The sequence below is a fragment of the Geminocystis sp. CENA526 genome (assembly GCF_050753365.1).
Classification (GTDB): Bacteria; Cyanobacteriota; Cyanobacteriia; order Cyanobacteriales; family Cyanobacteriaceae; genus Geminocystis.
Genome location: NZ_JBLZFY010000044.1, coordinates 16,327 through 33,576, shown reverse-complemented (window position 1 = coordinate 33,576; position 17,250 = coordinate 16,327). Strand labels below are relative to the sequence as shown.

The following is a 17,250-nucleotide window of genomic DNA, read 5'->3' as shown; positions in this document are numbered from 1 at the left end:
ATTGTTTTAAATAAAATTTAGTAAAAAATGCTCAGTTTTTCAGTAAAAATTGTGAAAATTGAACACTTTTTAGTTGATGTAGTATGCTTAAACCATTGATTTTAATAGACTTCTGATTTATTCAGCAAACCCTAGTTATGAGTTTAAACCATTATTCCATCGTGTAATCAATTAAACGTCTAATAGATACCGTTAAATAAATTTGGTTCTTCTACTTTGAGTATGATAAATTCTTGATGAGGATAGGAAAAAGAGAAGAGGGAATTTTTAATAATAAATTATAAACTGTTAATTGTATTTTTCAGTAATATCAAAATTTGACATTTTCAATTTTCTTAGTGCAAAATCTCAATATCAGCGCTATATTATTATTCAAGCTATCTAAGTTATTGACATTGTACAAAAATTGCTATGGGGAAAACATCAACGATCGAATCAACATCAAGGGTTAATTCACCCAATTTAGAATTGTCCACTTCCATGGTAGAAAATAAAACCTCTCCCCAGAAAAAACAAGCCCCTCCTCAAACTCAGCATCGGAAGTCTATCACGGTTTTTAAACAACTGATAATTATTACTACAGTGGTTTTCAGTTTTGGAGGGTTAGGCTTTGGTGTTGGCTTAAGATTTAGCAATCTTATGGATATTCATAAGTCACAAAATACACCCCTTAATCACATTTCAGATTAGAATTTTGAGATTTAGGTAATAAGCTCAAACTCATTTAACTTGCATTTTTGATTAATTATTGAAAATAACTAAAACTCTTACCTATTTCCTCTTCCCTTTTCCCTTTTCGCCCTCTCAATCATTCGACTTAGATGCGTCCTAGCTTATCAAGCATTTCGTTAAGTTTAATAATTTTTCTTCAAAAACTGCCTTTTTTCATTCTTAATTCTTAATTCTTAATTCTCCCCTAATTATCTGTTATTTTGAGTCTTTCGATATTCCAAAATGCACCCCCTAAAGCCGAATATTCGACTCCCTCAATGCGATTTCTCACAGCGCCTAAAGAATAAGGATTAACTAAATAAATTAAAGGTAAATATTCTTGAGCTAATTGTTGAGTTTTGGCGTAAATTTCTTTTCTTTTTTCGATGTCTAATTCCCTCGCACCTTCAATATACAAATCCCCTATTTTAGCTTCCCAATCTGCAATTATTCTACCTTGAATTGGTGGTCTTCCGGGTTGGGGTTTTTGATTAAATAAATGTAAATTGCCGTCAGGAAACCATAAATTTGCTCCTCCATTGGGTTCATTTCCTCCCGTAAAACCGATAATATGGGCATCCCAATCTAAGGAATTACTGAGTTTATCCACTAATACATTAAAGGCAATGGGAGTAAAGTCAACGGTGATACCAATTAGGCTTAAATCTTGTTTAATTTGTGAGCCTAAAGACTCTCTAATGCGATTTCCTGCGTTGGTTAATAAGGTGAATCTAACTTGATTATTTTCTGCGTCTAATAAAATATTTTCTGAGTTATATTTAAACCCTTCTTTTAATAATAATTCTTTGGCTAATTCGGGGTTATAATCATAACTAATAACCGTAGGATCATAAAAAGGTGATTGTACTGAAATAGGGGAATTTTGTGCTTCTCCTAAACCTCGATAAATATTATTAATCATCCTCTCTCTATTAATAGCATAGGCGATCGATCGGCGAAAATTAACATTATTAAACCACTTAGATTTTACAGGATCAACTAAGGGTTGTCCATTCCTTGAACCCTGATTGAGATTAAAACTTAGAAATGTTATACCATAAGCAGCACCGCCATTAAAAATAGTAAAATCTCCTCGATTTTCTTCTCTTTTTAGTAAGGAAAAATACTCAGGAGAAACACTAATAGAATCTAAACTGCCCGATCGAAATTGTACGATCGAAGTATCGGTGGACTCAACAATTTCCCAGACAACTTCTTCAATATAGGGTAGAGAATTGCCTTGTTCATCTTTTTGCCAATAGTGAGGATTTTTAGTAAAGATAACTCGTTGAGCAGTGGCATAATTTTTTAATTTATATCTCCCATTGACTACTAACTCATCGGGGGGAGTATCTACCCCCCAAAAAGAGAGAAAAATCGGTTTTCCATCAGCTCCTTTAGTGGTAACTTTTTCTGCTAAAATATGTTTAGGTAATATAGATAAACCAGCACTTTCTAAAAAAGGAGCAAAAGGTTCAGGAATTGTAAATTTTACTTGAGAATTATTGACTTTTTCAACAATAGGAAAAGCCCTACTTTGCCCAATTCTTAAACTGTCTCTAGCATTAGACGGAATTTCTTCATTTAGATATAATTGATTATAACTAAACACTACATCATCAACAGTTAAAGGTTCACCATCTGACCATTTTAAATCATCTTTGAGGGTAAAAATAATCGTTAATTTATCATCAGAAATAGTCCAAGATTTTGCCAAAGCAGGTTGAATTTCTCCCGTGAGAGGATTTTCTGAGACTAATCCTTCATAGGTTAACCCGAAAATGTTAGGGGATTCTTGAGATAAAACTGCATTAAACGTCTTGGGATCACTTAAAATAGCTTGTACCAGTCTTGATTGATTATTAGCAGAAGGATTGAAACCACAGCTTGATAAGAAGATAGTACTCAAGATTAAAATGATGATTAAATTAGCAATTTTTTGCCATTGTCGCCACGTTTGATGATCAAATAAGGTCATAATTTACTGCACAAAAATTAAATTCCTGTTAAGATATTAACCTACATTGTTCCATAAAATTACATTTCTTAGAGAAAATGTTTGAGAATATTTTAAGTTTACCCGAAAATTTACAAGGTTTTATTAAAGATGCAATTATTACTATTTCGGTTTTAATATTAGCCTATTTTTTCTTGAAAATTACTCGAAATTTAGTTTTAAGACAGATTAATAAAATTATTAAAAAAAGTGATAATATATTAACTTCTAAAGTTTTAGAAATTACCGATAAATATTTTATTCCTATTACTTACTTTGGTTTATTTTATGCCATCTTAAAAGAAGTTGATTTCAACCCTTCGATCGTAGTTACAGTAAAGTCGATCGTGATTATTATTACCACGTTTTATATAACTAGATTTTTAGTGGACATATCACGAATTTTTATTTATGCCTATAGTGAAAAATATAGTAATTCAGATTCTTTAATTGAGAGAAATATTAAAGCATTATTTCCTGCTATTAGGATAGTTTTTTGGGCATTAGCAAGTATCTCTATTTTAAGTAACTTAGGTTTTGATATTAATGCTATTATCGCCGGTTTAGGAATTGGGGGTGTGGCTTTAGCTTTAGCATCTCAAAGTATTTTGCAGGATTTATTTAGTTATTTTGCGATATTATTCGATCGACCCTTTGAAATTTCAGATTTAGTATCCGTAGGGGATTTTATTGGTCATGTAGAACATATTGGCATTAAAACTACAAGAATAAAAGCGGTAACAGGAGAGCAATTAATCTTAGCAAATACCGATTTAACTAGCTCCAGATTACGCAATTTTAAACGTATGGAAAGGAGGCAAATTATTTTAAAAGTAGGAGTTATTTATGAGACTAATAATGATAAATTAGCCCAAATTCCAGATATAATTAAAAGTGCAATCGAACCTATGGAAAATATATTATTTGATATGGCATATTTTTCAGGATTTGGAGATTTTAGTTTAGATTTTGAGATTATTTATTATGTGTTAAGTAATGAGATAAAAATAGCTAGATTAGCAAAAAATGAAGTTAATTTTGCCATTAAAAAAGCCTTTTCTGAACATCAATTAGAATTTGCTTATCCTACCCAAGTACATTATTTATCCTCTGTTTCTTCCGAATGAAAAATGGTTCTTCTACTTTGAGTATGATAGATTATTGATGAAGGTGGGCAAAGGCAACAGGCAAGGTGCAAAGTTAATAAGCTAGAACGCATGATTAAGAGAGGGAAAAGGGAATAGGGAATAGGTAACAGTTGTAGTTATTTTCAAGAATTAATAAAAATGTAAGTTAAATACATCTTAGCTTATCAGTCAATAGTTATCAGTATTTCACCTGAAACCTGAAACCTGAAACCTATCCCCATCAAAAGAGTTTTTCAGCACCTCCTAAGTACTTGTCTCTTTTTGAAATAATAAAACAACGCTATAAGCACAAATCGCCTCCTCTCTACCGATTGCATCCAATTTTTCGTTGGTAGTGGCTTTGATACTGATTCTATCAGGTTCGATCGAAAGTTGATCAGCTAGAGATTTAATCATAGCAGGAAGATGGGGCTTTAACTTGGGACGTTCTGCTACAATTACATTATCTATATTACCAATCACCCAACCTCGATCGAGAATTAATTGATAAACTTGTTTTAACAATACCATACTATCTGCTCCTGCCCATTGAGGATCACTAGGGGGAAAATAATGTCCAATATCCCCTAAACTCAAAGCACCCAGTAAAGCATCCATAATAGAATGAGTTAACACATCAGCGTCACTATGACCTAATAAACCAAGATGATGATCAATGGAGACTCCCCCTAAAATAAGTTTTCTTCCCTCCACTAATCTGTGTAAATCGTAACCATTGCCAATTCTAATCATGATTTTTCTGTGACGATCGATCGCTATTTTAACCACACAGTATTTTATCATAGGACTTATGAGTCAAAAATTAAGTTTAGGCACAAGACTATTTCTTTCCCATTTAGCCGTAATGATGGTGGGATTAGGTACGTTTGTTTTTATCGCTAAGTTTTCTTCCCCCCAATTTTTTGTACTACGTTTAGAGCAGTTAGAAAAGAAAGGATTTATGACGGTTCGATCAGCTAAAACCTATTTAATAGAAGGATTTGAGACGGCTTGGAATCGTAGCTCATTTTGGTCATTAGTAGTGGGTGCAGGTACAGCAGGATATTTAAGTTATTATCTCAGTCAAAAAATTATGCAACCCCTCGACAAGATGAAGGATATAACCCAACATTTTGTGGCAGGAGATTGGTTAGAAAGGATGCCTGATAGTGAAATCCCCGAATTAAATCAACTCAGCGTCAGTTTTAACCGCATGGCGAGTAGTTTGGAAGATGTGGAAAAAAGACGTAGGGATTTAGTCAGCGATTTAACCCATGAATTGCGCACTCCTTTAACGGTGGTAAGAGGATATTTAGAGGAATTAGCATCAGGAGAAATTCAAGGTAGTCCAGAATTATATCTAAGTTTAGTTGGTGAAACTAGAAGATTAGAGCGTTTAACCAGAGATTTACAGGAATTATCCCAAGCGGAAGCAGGTTATCTTTCTATAGATATAAAAAGCATTGATATACGCCCTCTTTTAGAGTCTTTAGTCGATCGATTTTCGGATCAACTTTTAGAGGATGGACCTATTTTAACTCTTGATTGTCCTCCTAATTTACCCTTAATTATGGCGGATGTCGATCGAACTCAACAAATATTAGTTAATCTCATTGGTAATGCCATTCGTTATACCGAAAAAGGTACTATTACTTTGAAAACTCAAGTAAAATCGCCTTATTTGTGGATTTCAGTCATAGATACAGGGCTAGGAATTTCTCCTGAAGATTTGCCCCATGTTTTTGAAAGATTTTGGCGTGCCGATCGATCTCGATCGAGTTATTCTGGAGGTAGCGGTATTGGTTTAGCGATAGTTAAAAGATTAGTAGAATTACAAAATGGACAAATAGAAGTAGAAAGCATATTATCTCAAGGTACAACATTTCGCTTTAGCTTACCCCTTGCCTAATATATCTAGGTTAAGAGTTCAATTTATTGAACATGATCTTGTTAGACGTGTAATTTATTACACGGCGTGTTATTGACTCATCACCTATAACCAATCTTTACTTGTTCAATTCTTAATTATTAATTCTACATTCTTAATTCTTAATTGCTTTCTGAGTTATTCAGTAAATCTTTATGAAAACAACATTGCCCGAAAAAACCAACAAAGACGTTTTTAGTCGTTAGCTGATTTTCTCAGGCAATGATTTGATGTTATTTCAACCTTGACAATCAAGACAAGGATTTATTTTTTGATAACAAAAGCCTAATTAAGCCTTTGAGAATCACTCTGAAGTAGAAATAGGAGACTAGCTAAGAGCGTTGATAGCGTAGTCGATGTAGGAGTTAGCTTCGGAAGCAGCATCTCCACTTAAACCGTGGTTAGCTTTGATGTATTTTAAGGCTTCGATGTACCAGCTAGGAGCTAAGTCAAAACTACGATTGATTTCATCGATACCAGCAATTAAGTACTCATCAAGAGGACCAGTACCACCAGCTACTAAAGAGTAGGTAATAATACGAAGGTAGTAACCGATGTCACGAGAACATTTTGCTTTACCTTCAGCAGTAGAAGCGAAGTTAGCACCGGGGGTGGTAGTAGTATAAGGGAATTTGCTGTAAACTGCGTTAGCAGCACCGTCGATTAAACGTTGTGCATTTTCGGTTAATGCTTTAGCAGCTTGTAAACCAGAGGTAGCTTGACGGTAACGACCGAAAGCGATTTGTAACTCGGTGCTGCTTAAGAAACGACCTTGAGAATCTGCGGTGTTTACTGCTTCAGTTAAAGGGGTTTTCGACATTTGATTAGTTTCTCCTAAATTATATTGTTATTATTTTTATGAAATTTAACTTGGGTATTGGGTATTTTTATACCTAAGCTACTGCAGCAGCGGCACGATCGAAATAGGTAGCAACTTCAGCAATAATAGCACTACAATCGCCAAGAGTAATACCATTAGTATCGTTAGCGATGGCAATAGAAGCATCTTTCATTTTTTGAACGCCAACAGCAACAGAAGCACCGGGAGTTCCTAACGCTAAGTAGGTTTCACGAAGTCCATTTAAACAACGATCTTCTAAGATAGAAGCGTCACCAGCGAAGATAGCGTAGGTAACGTAACGTAAGATGATTTCCATGTCACGAAGACAAGCAGCCATACGACGGCTAGTATAAGCGTTTCCGCCGGGAGCGATTAATTGAGGCTGTTCAGCGAATAAAGAACGGGCAGCGTTGGTAACGATAGCAGAAGCATTGCCAGTGATACGGTTAACCACATCAATACGTTTGTTGCTTTCACTGACTAATTGGCTTAAAGCGTCAATTTGAGCAGAGCTTAAGAATTCACCACGAGAATCAGCTTGGGCTACTACTCTTGTAAATGCATCATATGCCATATTTGGTTAATCTCCTAATAGAATTAGTTTGTTTTGTTTGTTTTTTTATTAAATTTGTGTTCAACAAAAGTTAAACAGAGGTGGGATGTCATTCCCGAAAATTAGTTTCTCTTATTATGTGCTTAAGTACAAGTTATTGTTAAGCATTTGTAAAGAAACTTAATAATCAGACATTTTTCTATGTAGAAATCCGTCTTAGAAAGGTGTTTGAACCTCTCATATAAGTTTATACCCTGTCTTTGCGCATTTGTTTATTACGTCTTGTTAAATTTTCTGAGATACTAATTTACATTTGTTAATAAAAAGGCAAAAGGGAATAGGGAATAGGGAATAGGGAATAGGGAATAGGGAATAGGGAATGGTAGGTTTATGAGATAAAATATAAAATATAAAATATAAAATGTCATTGCGAGGTACGAAGCAATCTCCATAAGACTTCGCTTGTAATTCTTAAAAACACGGCTAAAGCCGTTACTACGAACTTATTGTTAAAGATGAAAATGTATCAAGAAATAGTGGCAATCAAAACCAGTGGTAAGTGTCTTCATAAAATCACACCTCAAGTGATGACAGTGGTTAAAAATTCAGGCATTCAAACGGGGATATGTAGCGTTTTTATCCTTCACACTAGCGCTAGTTTAATTATCCAAGAAAATGCTGATCCTGATGTATTGGCGGATTTAAGTAATTTTTTTAGTAAACTTGTACCTGAGAATGGTGTTGATTATCTTCATAGTGCGGAGGGTGCTGATGATATGCCTAGCCATATTCGATCGATCCTAACCAGTACTTCAGAGAACATTATTATCCGTAACGGTAAATTGTTATTGGGAACATGGCAGGGATTATATTTGTGGGAACATCGATCTCGATCGAACCTTCGCCAAGTGGCAATCCATATTCAAGGTGAATAGTGAATAGTGAATAGTGAATAGTGAATAATTACTCATTACTCATTACTCATTACTCATTACTCATTACTCATTTATTTGTTGTCTCGCATCATTTTGACGAATTGCTCGAATAAATAATCAGCATCGTGAGGACCCGGACTAGCTTCGGGATGGTATTGTACAGAAAAGAATGGTAATGTTTTATGTCTTAATCCTGCTACGGTTCGATCGTTCAGGTTAAGATGAGTAATTTCGACATCAGCGCCTAAAGATTCTTCTGTGACGGCAAAACCATGATTTTGGCTAGTAATTTCGACTTTTTGCTTCAATCCGCAGGGTTGATTTAAACCTCGATGCCCGAATTTGAGTTTAAAAGTTTGTGCGCCTAAAGATAAGCCGAGAATCTGATGTCCCATACATATCCCAAACATGGGTTTTTTTGCTTCCAACAAGGCTGTAGCAACTTCTATGCCCTCGGCTACGGCTGAAGGATCTCCGGGTCCATTAGACAGGAAAATACCGTCTGGATTGTATTTGAGGATTTCTTCAGGAGGGGTATTAGCAGGAACGACTATTACTTTACAACCATAACTGGCTAAACGGCGTAAAATGTTGCGTTTCACTCCAAAATCGATGGCGACAACGGTGAATTTTTCTTCTCCTAAATTGGTACGATGACTAAATTCCCATTCTGGGGAGGTGGGTTGTGTCCACTCATAAACTTCTTTTGTACTAATATCTTTAACAAGGTTTAATCCTGCCATAGAAGGAACGGATTGTAATTGTACTAAGAGTTGATCCGCATCGAGTATTTCACTGGAAATCGCTCCATTCATCGCTCCAGATGATCTCAAACGGCGGGTTAAGTCTCTGGTGTCTATGCCGTAAATCCCGATGATATTATGTTTAATCATATAATCTGGTAAGGATTGGCTCGATCGCCAGTTACTAGGGATTTCTGCAATATTACGAGCAACTACTCCTTTAATGTGAGGTTTAAAGGATTCTTCATCTTCGTGGTTAACCCCCGTATTGCCTAATTCGGGATAGGTAAATGTAACGATTTGTCCTGAATAACTTGGATCTGTCATCACTTCTTGATAACCTGTCATGCCAGTATTGAACACTACTTCACCAAAAGTTGTACCTTTTGCACCAAAGGAATAACCTTCGTAGGATGTGCCGTCAGCTAATACTAATATCGCAGGTTGAAAATTTAAAATAGACATAAGCAAAATGTATAAATTTATGGACAATATCTCAGTTCGATCGAAAGATTTTTCAGAAGTAGGATTTAAGCATCACCTTATGGGAGATTGCTTCGTTTCCTCGCAATGACATTCTTTGTTGAAATGTTTGAGCAACAATAATTGTATATACTTCTTAAGAACTTTAAATTTTGAACTGATAAGTCTGAATTGTTGATTAAATACTAATAGAAATTTACCTTAAATGAGAGGTTAGTAATTCTTTATTTCAACTATTCTTGACAAATACTCCTAAAATCAGTCACATTAATAGTGATGGTTCTGTAGATTAATGGGTAAGCAAGACATTATGAGTCCGAAAAAATTGTCTGAAGACGATCGTCAAGAAATCCTCAACTTATATCGTACAACGGAGGAAACCACTTCTACTTTAGCTGTTCGTTTTGGGGTGAGCAGTTCCACGGTAAGTCGTTTTCTCAAAAATAGTTTATCAGATTTAGAGTATGAAGATTTAATACAGGAAAAGCGTCTTGCTCGAACCACTAAATCTAATTCACCCAAAGATTCTCAGGAAGTCTTAGAATTGAATGTTGAACAGCCATCAGTAACTCAAGAAATAGATACTGTTAATGATATTCTCGAAGAAAATGAGGAAGAAATAGAAGTGACAGACAATGATTCACATTCCCCAGAAATAGAGGATTCTCAAGAGTTTGAAGTGGTAGAGAATTTTGATTTATCCCAAGAAACGGAAGACGATATTAACAATCAAGACATCACCTCTGAATCGCAAATTGAGACTTCGGAAACCTATATTGATACTGATAATATGTCATCAAACTATGATAAACCTATATTAAAAATGAAGGAAGAAAATAGTCCATCGTCAATCACTGAAAATCTTGAAGATGATATAGAGATTATGGATACTGAGCAAGAGTATAACGAAGTTGAATCTACTGATGATGACGATATAGATGATGAAGATTTGGATTCTTTGAATGAGGTAGCCGCCATGTTTGGAGAGGATATGGATGATGACGATGACGATGACGATGACGAGGATGATGACGACGAGGATGAGATGGAATCTTTCAACTCTAAACCTTATATTCCTCCTCAACAGTTGCGGGTTTTACCTTTAAATACGGCTGTTTTTCCTAGAGTCTGTTATCTTGTGATCGATCGATATTCTGAGTTAGTGACAAAACCTTTGAGAGAGTTTGCTGATTTAGGAAACATTCCCTATCAAGAAACCCTGCAAAAAACCTTACCAGTGTTTGACAATCATCGTGTTGCCAAAAGATTCTGCGATGCAAAAGGTACGTTGCGCGCCCGAAAAGGAAAAGTAATCAAAGTGCCAGATGGTAGAGTTTTCCAAAAAACATCTATTCATTTACAGGCTAAAGGCATTACCCGTATTCTCATTGACGGCAAAATTTACTCTTTAACATCCGAATAGTGAATAGTGCATCTCGACTACGCTCGATAACCATAGTGAATAATTAGGCTTTTAATTGTCATTGCGAGGATACGAAGCAATCTAACGTAATGCTATTAAAATATCTTTACTTCTTACTTCTTACTTCTTACTTCTTACTTCTTACTTCTTACTTCTTACTTCTTACTTCTTACTTCTTACTTCTTACTTCTTACTTCTTACTTCTTACTTCTGTATGTCGTTAATTATAGCGGGGGAAAGAAGCGGAGTCGGTAAAACTACCATTACCTTCGCTTTGTTATCATACCTAAAATCTCAAGGAAAATCAGTGCAGTCTTTTAAAGTGGGACCTGATTATATTGATCCTATGTTTCATACGTCTATTACTGGCTTACCTTGTCGTAATCTTGATCCTATTTTAACCTCAGAAGACTACGTTCGATCGAGCTTTTATCATCATAGTAGCAAAGCGGATATAAGCATTATTGAAGGGGTAATGGGGTTATATGATGGTGTGCCGAATAAGGATTATTTTGCATTCGGTAGCACGGCACATATTGCTAAATTGTTGCAAATTCCTGTGATTTTAGTGGTGGATTGCAGTAAATTAAGTACTTCTATTTCAGCGATTATTTCGGGTTATGTTAATCTCGATCGAGATGTTAAAATTGTTGGGGTAATCTTAAATAAAGTGGGTAGTGAAAAACATTTATCTTTATTAAAAGAAGGGGTAAAAATTACTAAAATTCCCATTATGGGAGTATGGTTTCGAGAAAATAATATTACCCTTCCTTCCCGTCATTTAGGCTTAATTCCTACCCATGAAATTAGCACTCATCAAGAGATTTTTGAACAATTAGCAACTCTTGCACATCATAATTTTAATTGGGATTTATTAACTCCTTATCTTCAAGAAAAATCTTTAGTTAATAATTATAATAACTCTTATTTTATCTCCTCTAAAAAATCTGGTTTAAAAGTTTCGATCGCCTACGATAAAGCCTTTAATTTTTATTATCAAGACAACCTAGATATTTTAACAAATTTAGGAATAGAATTAATATTTTTTAGCCCTCTTAAAGATGAGAAAATCCCTGATGATATTGATGGAATATACTTAGGGGGGGGATACCCCGAAGTTTTTGCTCAAGAATTAGCTGATAATAAACCAATGAAACAATCTATAAAACAAGCTATAAACAAAGGAATTTTTACCTATGCAGAATGTGGAGGCATGATGTATTTATCAGATAAAATTATTGATTTTGATGGTAAACCATGGGAAATGGTGGGAGTTTTACCTAATACGGCTATCATGGATAAAAAGTTAACTTTAGGATATAGAGAAGCAAAAATTTTACTCGACAATAACATTATAAAAAAAGATAGAGTTTTAAAGGGGCATGAATTTCATCGAGCTAAAAACTCGTCTATTCCTGATTCTCCTCTGCTGGAAATAAAAGATTATTATACTCAGCAAATAGTATCTTATCAAGGCTGGAAAATTAATAATGTTTATGCTTCTTACCTACATTTACACTTTGCTAATTATCTTGATTTTATTCACAATTTATTAATCTCTAATCAAAAGATATTTATCTACTAAATAATCTATCTAAAATCTCTTTCACTAATGTTTAAATCAATACTTACAACTATCCCTTCTTTTTATAACTCATTATCTGAAACTAAGGTAATTATTTGTTACAATTTTTACGGACAAATTTTACCAAAATTGATATAAATAGTTCGATCGATCGATAAATTTGTATAATATGATTTGATGGAAAATAAAGGTAAATATATAAAGATAAGAGGTTAAATAGATGTTTAAAAAAATAGTTTCTTTCTTAAATCAAGATGTAGCTAATTTAACAAAAGAAAATCAAGGTACAGAAACTGTATCAGAAATCAGTACTAATATTCATAATCAAGCATTAGCCGAAATAAAAGTACTCTCTACCATTGCTAAAACTTTAGATAATCCTAATTATAAAAATCCAGATTTTTCATTCTATCTCAAAATTAAATCTTTTTTTGCTACTAATAAAGAACAATATCAAGGCTTACAAAATAGTGCAGAATTGTTAGCTTTAGCAGTAAAAGCCCAAGCAAATTTTTTAAAAATTGAACAAACAGAATTGCGTTATAGAAGTACAAAACAACAGGAATATTATCAATTTGTAATAGATTTTTTAGGAGAAAAATTTGCTGAAGATAAAAGTAATGAAGCATCAGAAGGAGGGGCTATTGTTACTAAAAAGAAAGATAATAGTAAGTATTCTAAAGAAGAATTTAAACAACAAATAAGAGCTAAATTAGAAGAAGTTAAATTAACAATTAAAACAGAGCAAGGTAAACAGGCTTTAGAAGATTATACTGAATCATTAGAGGCTTTAGCGGCTGAAAAAGAAATTGGTTTAAAATTGCTTTATCTCTTTAAAAAGTTTAATTTAACTGACTTTTCGATTTTGAGAACTATATCTGATATGGTGATTTATTTACAGGATAAGAATATGCAAAATATGAAAGCTATGCAAGATTTAGTGGTTAAAAATGAAGAAATCTTTTTAAAAGTTGGTAAAATTATCGGTATTCCTAAAACTAAAGAAAATCCAGAAACCTATGGCAGAATTTTGCAGTATTTAGCGTTAAGTAAAAAGCATGAAAGTTCAATTCAACAATTTACAAAAATGATGGATGTTATGAAACAATGGAAAAATTTTTATAAAACTATTACAGATATTAGAGAACAATATCCTCCTAGTCAATATCAACAACCTGATGAATTTAAACAAGAAATTCCCGGACTTTCTCTTTATCAAACTTATGGGGAATATTTGTCTATCTTTAAGTAATTAAGAATTAAGAATTAAGAATTAGTAAGGAATGAAGATTAAATAAAATAGACAAGTTTGATGTTAGAGATTGCTTCGTGAACTCGCAATGACGATAAACTTTAGTAAGTTATTAAATTCGCATTCCTAACTGTTGCCTTTTGCCTGTCTTCAGCAGTAAACTTAGATGCTTTCTAGCTTAATTGATTGATTAAATATGAGCAGTGAATTTAGAGAATTATTAAAAAAAGTTGGTAGTGGTGCGCATACTCACAAAGACTTGACTCGTTTACAAGCGGATTCGGCTTTGGAGATGATGTTAACAGGAAAAGCGACTCCTGCCCAAATTGGGGCTTTTTTAATCGCCCATCGTATTAAGCGCCCTACGGGAGAAGAATTAGCAGGAATGTTGGATTGTTATACAAGGTTGGGGGTAATGTTACCTCCTTTGTCTTCCACTATTTATCCTTTGACAATTTTGGGTATTCCCTATGATGGGCGCACCAGATTTGCCCCTATTTCCCCTCTTACTGCTCTTATTTTAAGCTCGATCGAGCGTCCTGTGTTAATGCACGGCGGTACAAAAATGCCCACGAAATACGGCTTAACTTTAGCAGAAATTTGGACAAGTTTAGGTATAGATTTTACTCAATCATCTTTAACAGATGTAGAGAAATTATTGAATGATGCTCATTTCGGTTTCTTGTATTTACCCCAACATTTTCCCTTAGCCCATAAGTTAGTACAATATAGAGAGGAAATCGGTAAACGTCCGCCTCTGGCTACTTTAGAGTTAATTTGGCAACCCTACGCAGGAAATAGTCACCTCATGGCAGGTTATGTGCATCCTCCCACAGAAAAAATGATTCGCACGGCTTTGGAGTTACGGGGAATCAAACAATTTACTTTAATTAAGGGTTTAGAAGGTAGCCCCGATTTAAAATTAGAGCAAACTAATATTATTGTGGTGGATTCTGTGGATTCGATCGAAGGGTTTAAATATCTAAAAGTGAATCCTTTACTCTATGGTTTAAAAGGTAAAGACCCCATCTTATCAGATTCTCAAGCATATTTTACCGAATTACGAAAAACGATCGAGGGAGAAAACACATCCTTAACTATGAGTGCAATTTTTAACGGGGGTTTTTATCTCTGGCGCTGTGGTGTTACAAGTTCGATCGAAGAAGGTTTAACCCTTGCTGAAAGTTTGATTAAGGCAGGAAAACTGCAAACACAACTGGAGAGAATCAAGAATTGAGAGGGGGAAGAGGGGGAAGAAATAATAATTGTTTTTTTTGATGGGGTTGGGTTTAATATATTAAACCCCTACACTTCTTGTTAATTTTGTCTTTTGCCTTTTGCCTTTTGCCTCTTACCTACCTCCATGAGTATCTTTTATTCCTTTACTTAGTATAATTTCATTTATTAACTATATATTATTGATTATGAGTCAAAGAACAATTATTTCAGGCACTGGTATTCCTTTAATTGGTAATGATATTGACACCGATCGAATTATTCCCGCTCGTTTTTTGCGTTGTGTCACCTTTGATGGTTTAGGAGAACAGGTGTTCGCAGACGATCGAACTGCATTACAGGGAAAACACCCCTTCGATTTACCCCAATATCAAAACGCTAAAATTTTAGTAGTAAATGCTAATTTCGGTTGTGGTTCAAGTAGAGAACACGCACCCCAAGCCATTGCTAGATGGGGAATAGAAGCCATAGTGGGAGAAAGTTTTGCAGAAATATTCTTCGGTAATTGCTTAACTATGGGCATTCCTTGCGTTACCACTTCATCAGGCAATATTAAAAGTATCCAAAATTTATTACAAGGAAATCCAGATATTGCCATGACATTAGACTTAGAAAGTTTAAAAATTCAGTGTGGACATTATAGTAGTGTGGTAAAAATGGATAAAGGTGCTAGAAATATGCTGACTACGGGTAAATGGGATACTTGTGGTTTATTAACGAAAAATATTGAGCAAATTAAAGCAACATCTACTAAATTACCTTATATTACTTGGTAAAATTCGGATTAAATTTCGATCGTAATTATGATTTTACCACCGCATAACAGGCATCTTGCCTGTATTTTTGAAGATGTCTATTAGATTTTAGTTGCTCATCAATCACCTGCATCGAAATAAATTTCCATGCTAATAGCTCAAGTCTGCTGAAGCGACTAGATAATAATATCATGTTTATTTATCTATCTATACAATTTTCTTTCATTCCTCATTTCTCATTCCTAATTCCTCATTTCTCTAACTATGAAACTTAAATCTTTATTTTTTGCCCTTATTCTCAGTTTTTCTGCTTCTATCCCTATCCCTTCAACTCTAGCTCAAACTACCTCCAATTCTCAGGTTTCTGCTGACAGTTCGATCGATTTTAGTAACCTTAGCAGATTTTTGGAACAACAAAATTGGCGTAGAGCTAATGACGAAACTAGACGCATTATATTACAAGCGACGGGGAGGACTTCTGTGGGTTGGATTCCTCCTGCAGATTTACAAAATCTTGCTTGTGCAGATTTAAAAACTATTGATACTTTATGGAAAGAAAATTCTAACGGTAGATTTGGTTTTAGTGTGCAATTTCCCATTTATGTTGATACAGGAAATCGCCCCGGGCGACTGGTAAGCGATGATGCTTTTAACCGTTTTGGCGATCGCATTGGCTGGAGAAAAGACAATGATTGGATTATCTTTATTGAGAATCTCAATTATAGCAGTACTGCACCCATCGGACATTTTCCTAACCCTCGCCCCGAATATTCCATCACAGGAGGTAGATTACTTTATTCTACATTAGCCCAAAGAATGGTTCAATGTAACTTGGTTACTTTCGATCGATAATAAAGAATGAAGAATTAAGAATGAAGAATTAAGCTAGAACGCATCTAAGTTTACTGATAAAGACAGGCAAAAAGCAACAAAGATTATAATAATGAAAATATCCATTTAATTTCTACAGGAAAACTAAAACAAGTGACATTAAAATATCCTGATGTTGAAAAAATAATTAAGGCTTTTTTGTAAAACTATCAACAAAGCAGAATGGAGAAATTTATTAGACGTGCAAAAAATATATCGAGATGCAGAATCAGTGGGTAATTTTACTGTTTTTAATATCAAAGGTAATAAGTATCGTCTAATTTTAGATATAGATTATCAAGAACAAATAGCCTATTTTAAATATTTTTTAACTCATGCCGAATATAATAAGGAGGATTGGAAAAATGACCCTTACTTTAAATAAAGCCAATTATTTACAACTGTTAACAGATACTAAAATTGTTCCCAAAATTATTGATAATGAAACAGAATATCAAGAATATTTAAAAGTGGCTGAAAAACTGATTGCCAAAAAACAAAATAGAAGTTTAGAAGAATCAGTGTTATTAAAATTGCTAGTAAAATTAATTGAAGATTATGAAGAAAAAATCTATGAAATTAAAGATTGGGCTAATGTTTCACCCTTAGAAATTTTGGAACATTTTATAGAATCAAAGGGGTTATCAACAGAAGAATTAATTAAGATAATCGGTTCAGAAAAAATAGTTAATGATATTAGAAAAGGAAAGGAAAAGATTAACAAAATTCAGGCTCAAATCTTAGGTAATTATTTTGAAATATCTCCTGATTTATTTTTAAATATTTAGGCGATACACTACCCACTCTACAAAA

At 34.0% G+C, this 17,250-nt stretch carries 16 protein-coding genes and 1 pseudogene; 12 read left to right on the top strand and 5 right to left on the bottom strand.

The genetic code is table 11. The features are described from left to right. Window positions 1–411 precede the first annotated feature (411 nt). Window positions 412–690, top strand: a complete 279-nt coding sequence (locus ACN4EE_RS12825) for a hypothetical protein (RefSeq protein ID WP_431706847.1) — start codon at window positions 412–414, stop codon at window positions 688–690. 226 nt (window positions 691–916) lie between these two features. Here the strand turns inward: ACN4EE_RS12825 and ACN4EE_RS12820 are convergent, their stop codons facing one another. Then, a complete protein-coding gene (locus tag ACN4EE_RS12820; protein WP_431706846.1) occupies window positions 917–2,689 on the bottom strand; it encodes an ABC transporter substrate-binding protein in 1,773 nt (590 codons plus the stop codon). A 77-nt stretch (window positions 2,690–2,766) separates the two neighbouring features. On the opposite strand from ACN4EE_RS12820, the gene ACN4EE_RS12815 reads away from it, so the two are divergent. Then, window positions 2,767–3,834, top strand: coding sequence for a mechanosensitive ion channel family protein (locus ACN4EE_RS12815; protein WP_431706845.1), 1,068 nt, complete (start codon window positions 2,767–2,769; stop codon window positions 3,832–3,834). A gap of 264 nt (window positions 3,835–4,098) precedes the next feature. On the opposite strand, the gene ispF is transcribed toward ACN4EE_RS12815, so the two are convergent. Beyond that, complete coding sequence (gene ispF, locus ACN4EE_RS12810) at window positions 4,099–4,590, bottom strand: 2-C-methyl-D-erythritol 2,4-cyclodiphosphate synthase (RefSeq protein ID WP_431706848.1); 492 nt, start codon at window positions 4,588–4,590, stop codon at window positions 4,099–4,101. Window positions 4,591–4,645: 55 nt separating this feature from the next. Between ispF and ACN4EE_RS12805 the strand changes: the two genes are divergently transcribed. Next, a complete protein-coding gene (locus tag ACN4EE_RS12805; RefSeq protein ID WP_431706844.1) occupies window positions 4,646–5,743 on the top strand; it encodes a sensor histidine kinase in 1,098 nt (365 codons plus the stop codon). 346 nt (window positions 5,744–6,089) lie between these two features. Here the strand turns inward: ACN4EE_RS12805 and cpcA are convergent, their stop codons facing one another. Further along, a complete protein-coding gene (gene cpcA / locus ACN4EE_RS12800; RefSeq protein ID WP_431706843.1) occupies window positions 6,090–6,581 on the bottom strand; it encodes a phycocyanin subunit alpha in 492 nt (163 codons plus the stop codon). A 73-nt stretch (window positions 6,582–6,654) separates the two neighbouring features. Further along, on the bottom strand, window positions 6,655–7,176 hold the full coding sequence (locus ACN4EE_RS12795; protein ID WP_431706842.1) for a phycocyanin subunit beta: 522 nt from the start codon (window positions 7,174–7,176) through the stop codon (window positions 6,655–6,657). A 494-nt stretch (window positions 7,177–7,670) separates the two neighbouring features. On the opposite strand from ACN4EE_RS12795, the gene ACN4EE_RS12790 reads away from it, so the two are divergent. Continuing rightward, window positions 7,671–8,090 (top strand): secondary thiamine-phosphate synthase enzyme YjbQ, encoded by a 420-nt coding sequence (locus ACN4EE_RS12790; protein WP_431706841.1) that lies wholly within the window; start codon window positions 7,671–7,673, stop codon window positions 8,088–8,090. A gap of 71 nt (window positions 8,091–8,161) precedes the next feature. On the opposite strand, the gene carA is transcribed toward ACN4EE_RS12790, so the two are convergent. Continuing rightward, on the bottom strand, window positions 8,162–9,298 hold the full coding sequence (gene carA, locus ACN4EE_RS12785) for a glutamine-hydrolyzing carbamoyl-phosphate synthase small subunit (RefSeq protein ID WP_431706840.1): 1,137 nt from the start codon (window positions 9,296–9,298) through the stop codon (window positions 8,162–8,164). A gap of 328 nt (window positions 9,299–9,626) precedes the next feature. On the opposite strand from carA, the gene ACN4EE_RS12780 reads away from it, so the two are divergent. From ACN4EE_RS12780 to ACN4EE_RS12745, 8 genes and pseudogenes are all read left to right on the top strand, one after another. Further along, complete coding sequence (locus ACN4EE_RS12780) at window positions 9,627–10,739, top strand: transposase (protein ID WP_431706839.1); 1,113 nt, start codon at window positions 9,627–9,629, stop codon at window positions 10,737–10,739. A gap of 214 nt (window positions 10,740–10,953) precedes the next feature. Next, entirely contained in the window at window positions 10,954–12,324 is a 1,371-nt protein-coding gene (locus tag ACN4EE_RS12775; protein ID WP_431706838.1) for a cobyrinate a,c-diamide synthase, read from the top strand. 220 nt (window positions 12,325–12,544) lie between these two features. After that, entirely contained in the window at window positions 12,545–13,576 is a 1,032-nt protein-coding gene (locus ACN4EE_RS12770) for a hypothetical protein (protein WP_431706837.1), read from the top strand. Window positions 13,577–13,772: 196 nt separating this feature from the next. Further along, window positions 13,773–14,813: an anthranilate phosphoribosyltransferase family protein gene (locus ACN4EE_RS12765; RefSeq protein WP_431706836.1), complete on the top strand. Its 1,041-nt coding sequence runs from the start codon at window positions 13,773–13,775 to the stop codon at window positions 14,811–14,813. A gap of 187 nt (window positions 14,814–15,000) precedes the next feature. Beyond that, the gene (leuD, locus tag ACN4EE_RS12760; protein WP_431706835.1) at window positions 15,001–15,588 is read left to right on the top strand and encodes a 3-isopropylmalate dehydratase small subunit; all 588 of its coding nucleotides are present in this window, start codon (window positions 15,001–15,003) and stop codon (window positions 15,586–15,588) included. A gap of 243 nt (window positions 15,589–15,831) precedes the next feature. Next, window positions 15,832–16,419, top strand: coding sequence for a GUN4 domain-containing protein (locus ACN4EE_RS12755; protein WP_431706834.1), 588 nt, complete (start codon window positions 15,832–15,834; stop codon window positions 16,417–16,419). Between the two features lie 99 nt (window positions 16,420–16,518). Then, a pseudogene (locus tag ACN4EE_RS12750) lies at window positions 16,519–16,822 on the top strand (type II toxin-antitoxin system HigB family toxin). Beyond that, on the top strand, window positions 16,803–17,225 hold the full coding sequence (locus ACN4EE_RS12745; RefSeq protein ID WP_431706833.1) for a helix-turn-helix domain-containing protein: 423 nt from the start codon (window positions 16,803–16,805) through the stop codon (window positions 17,223–17,225). The pseudogene ACN4EE_RS12750 and the gene ACN4EE_RS12745 overlap by 20 nt, the downstream one beginning before the upstream one ends. Window positions 17,226–17,250 lie beyond the last annotated feature (25 nt).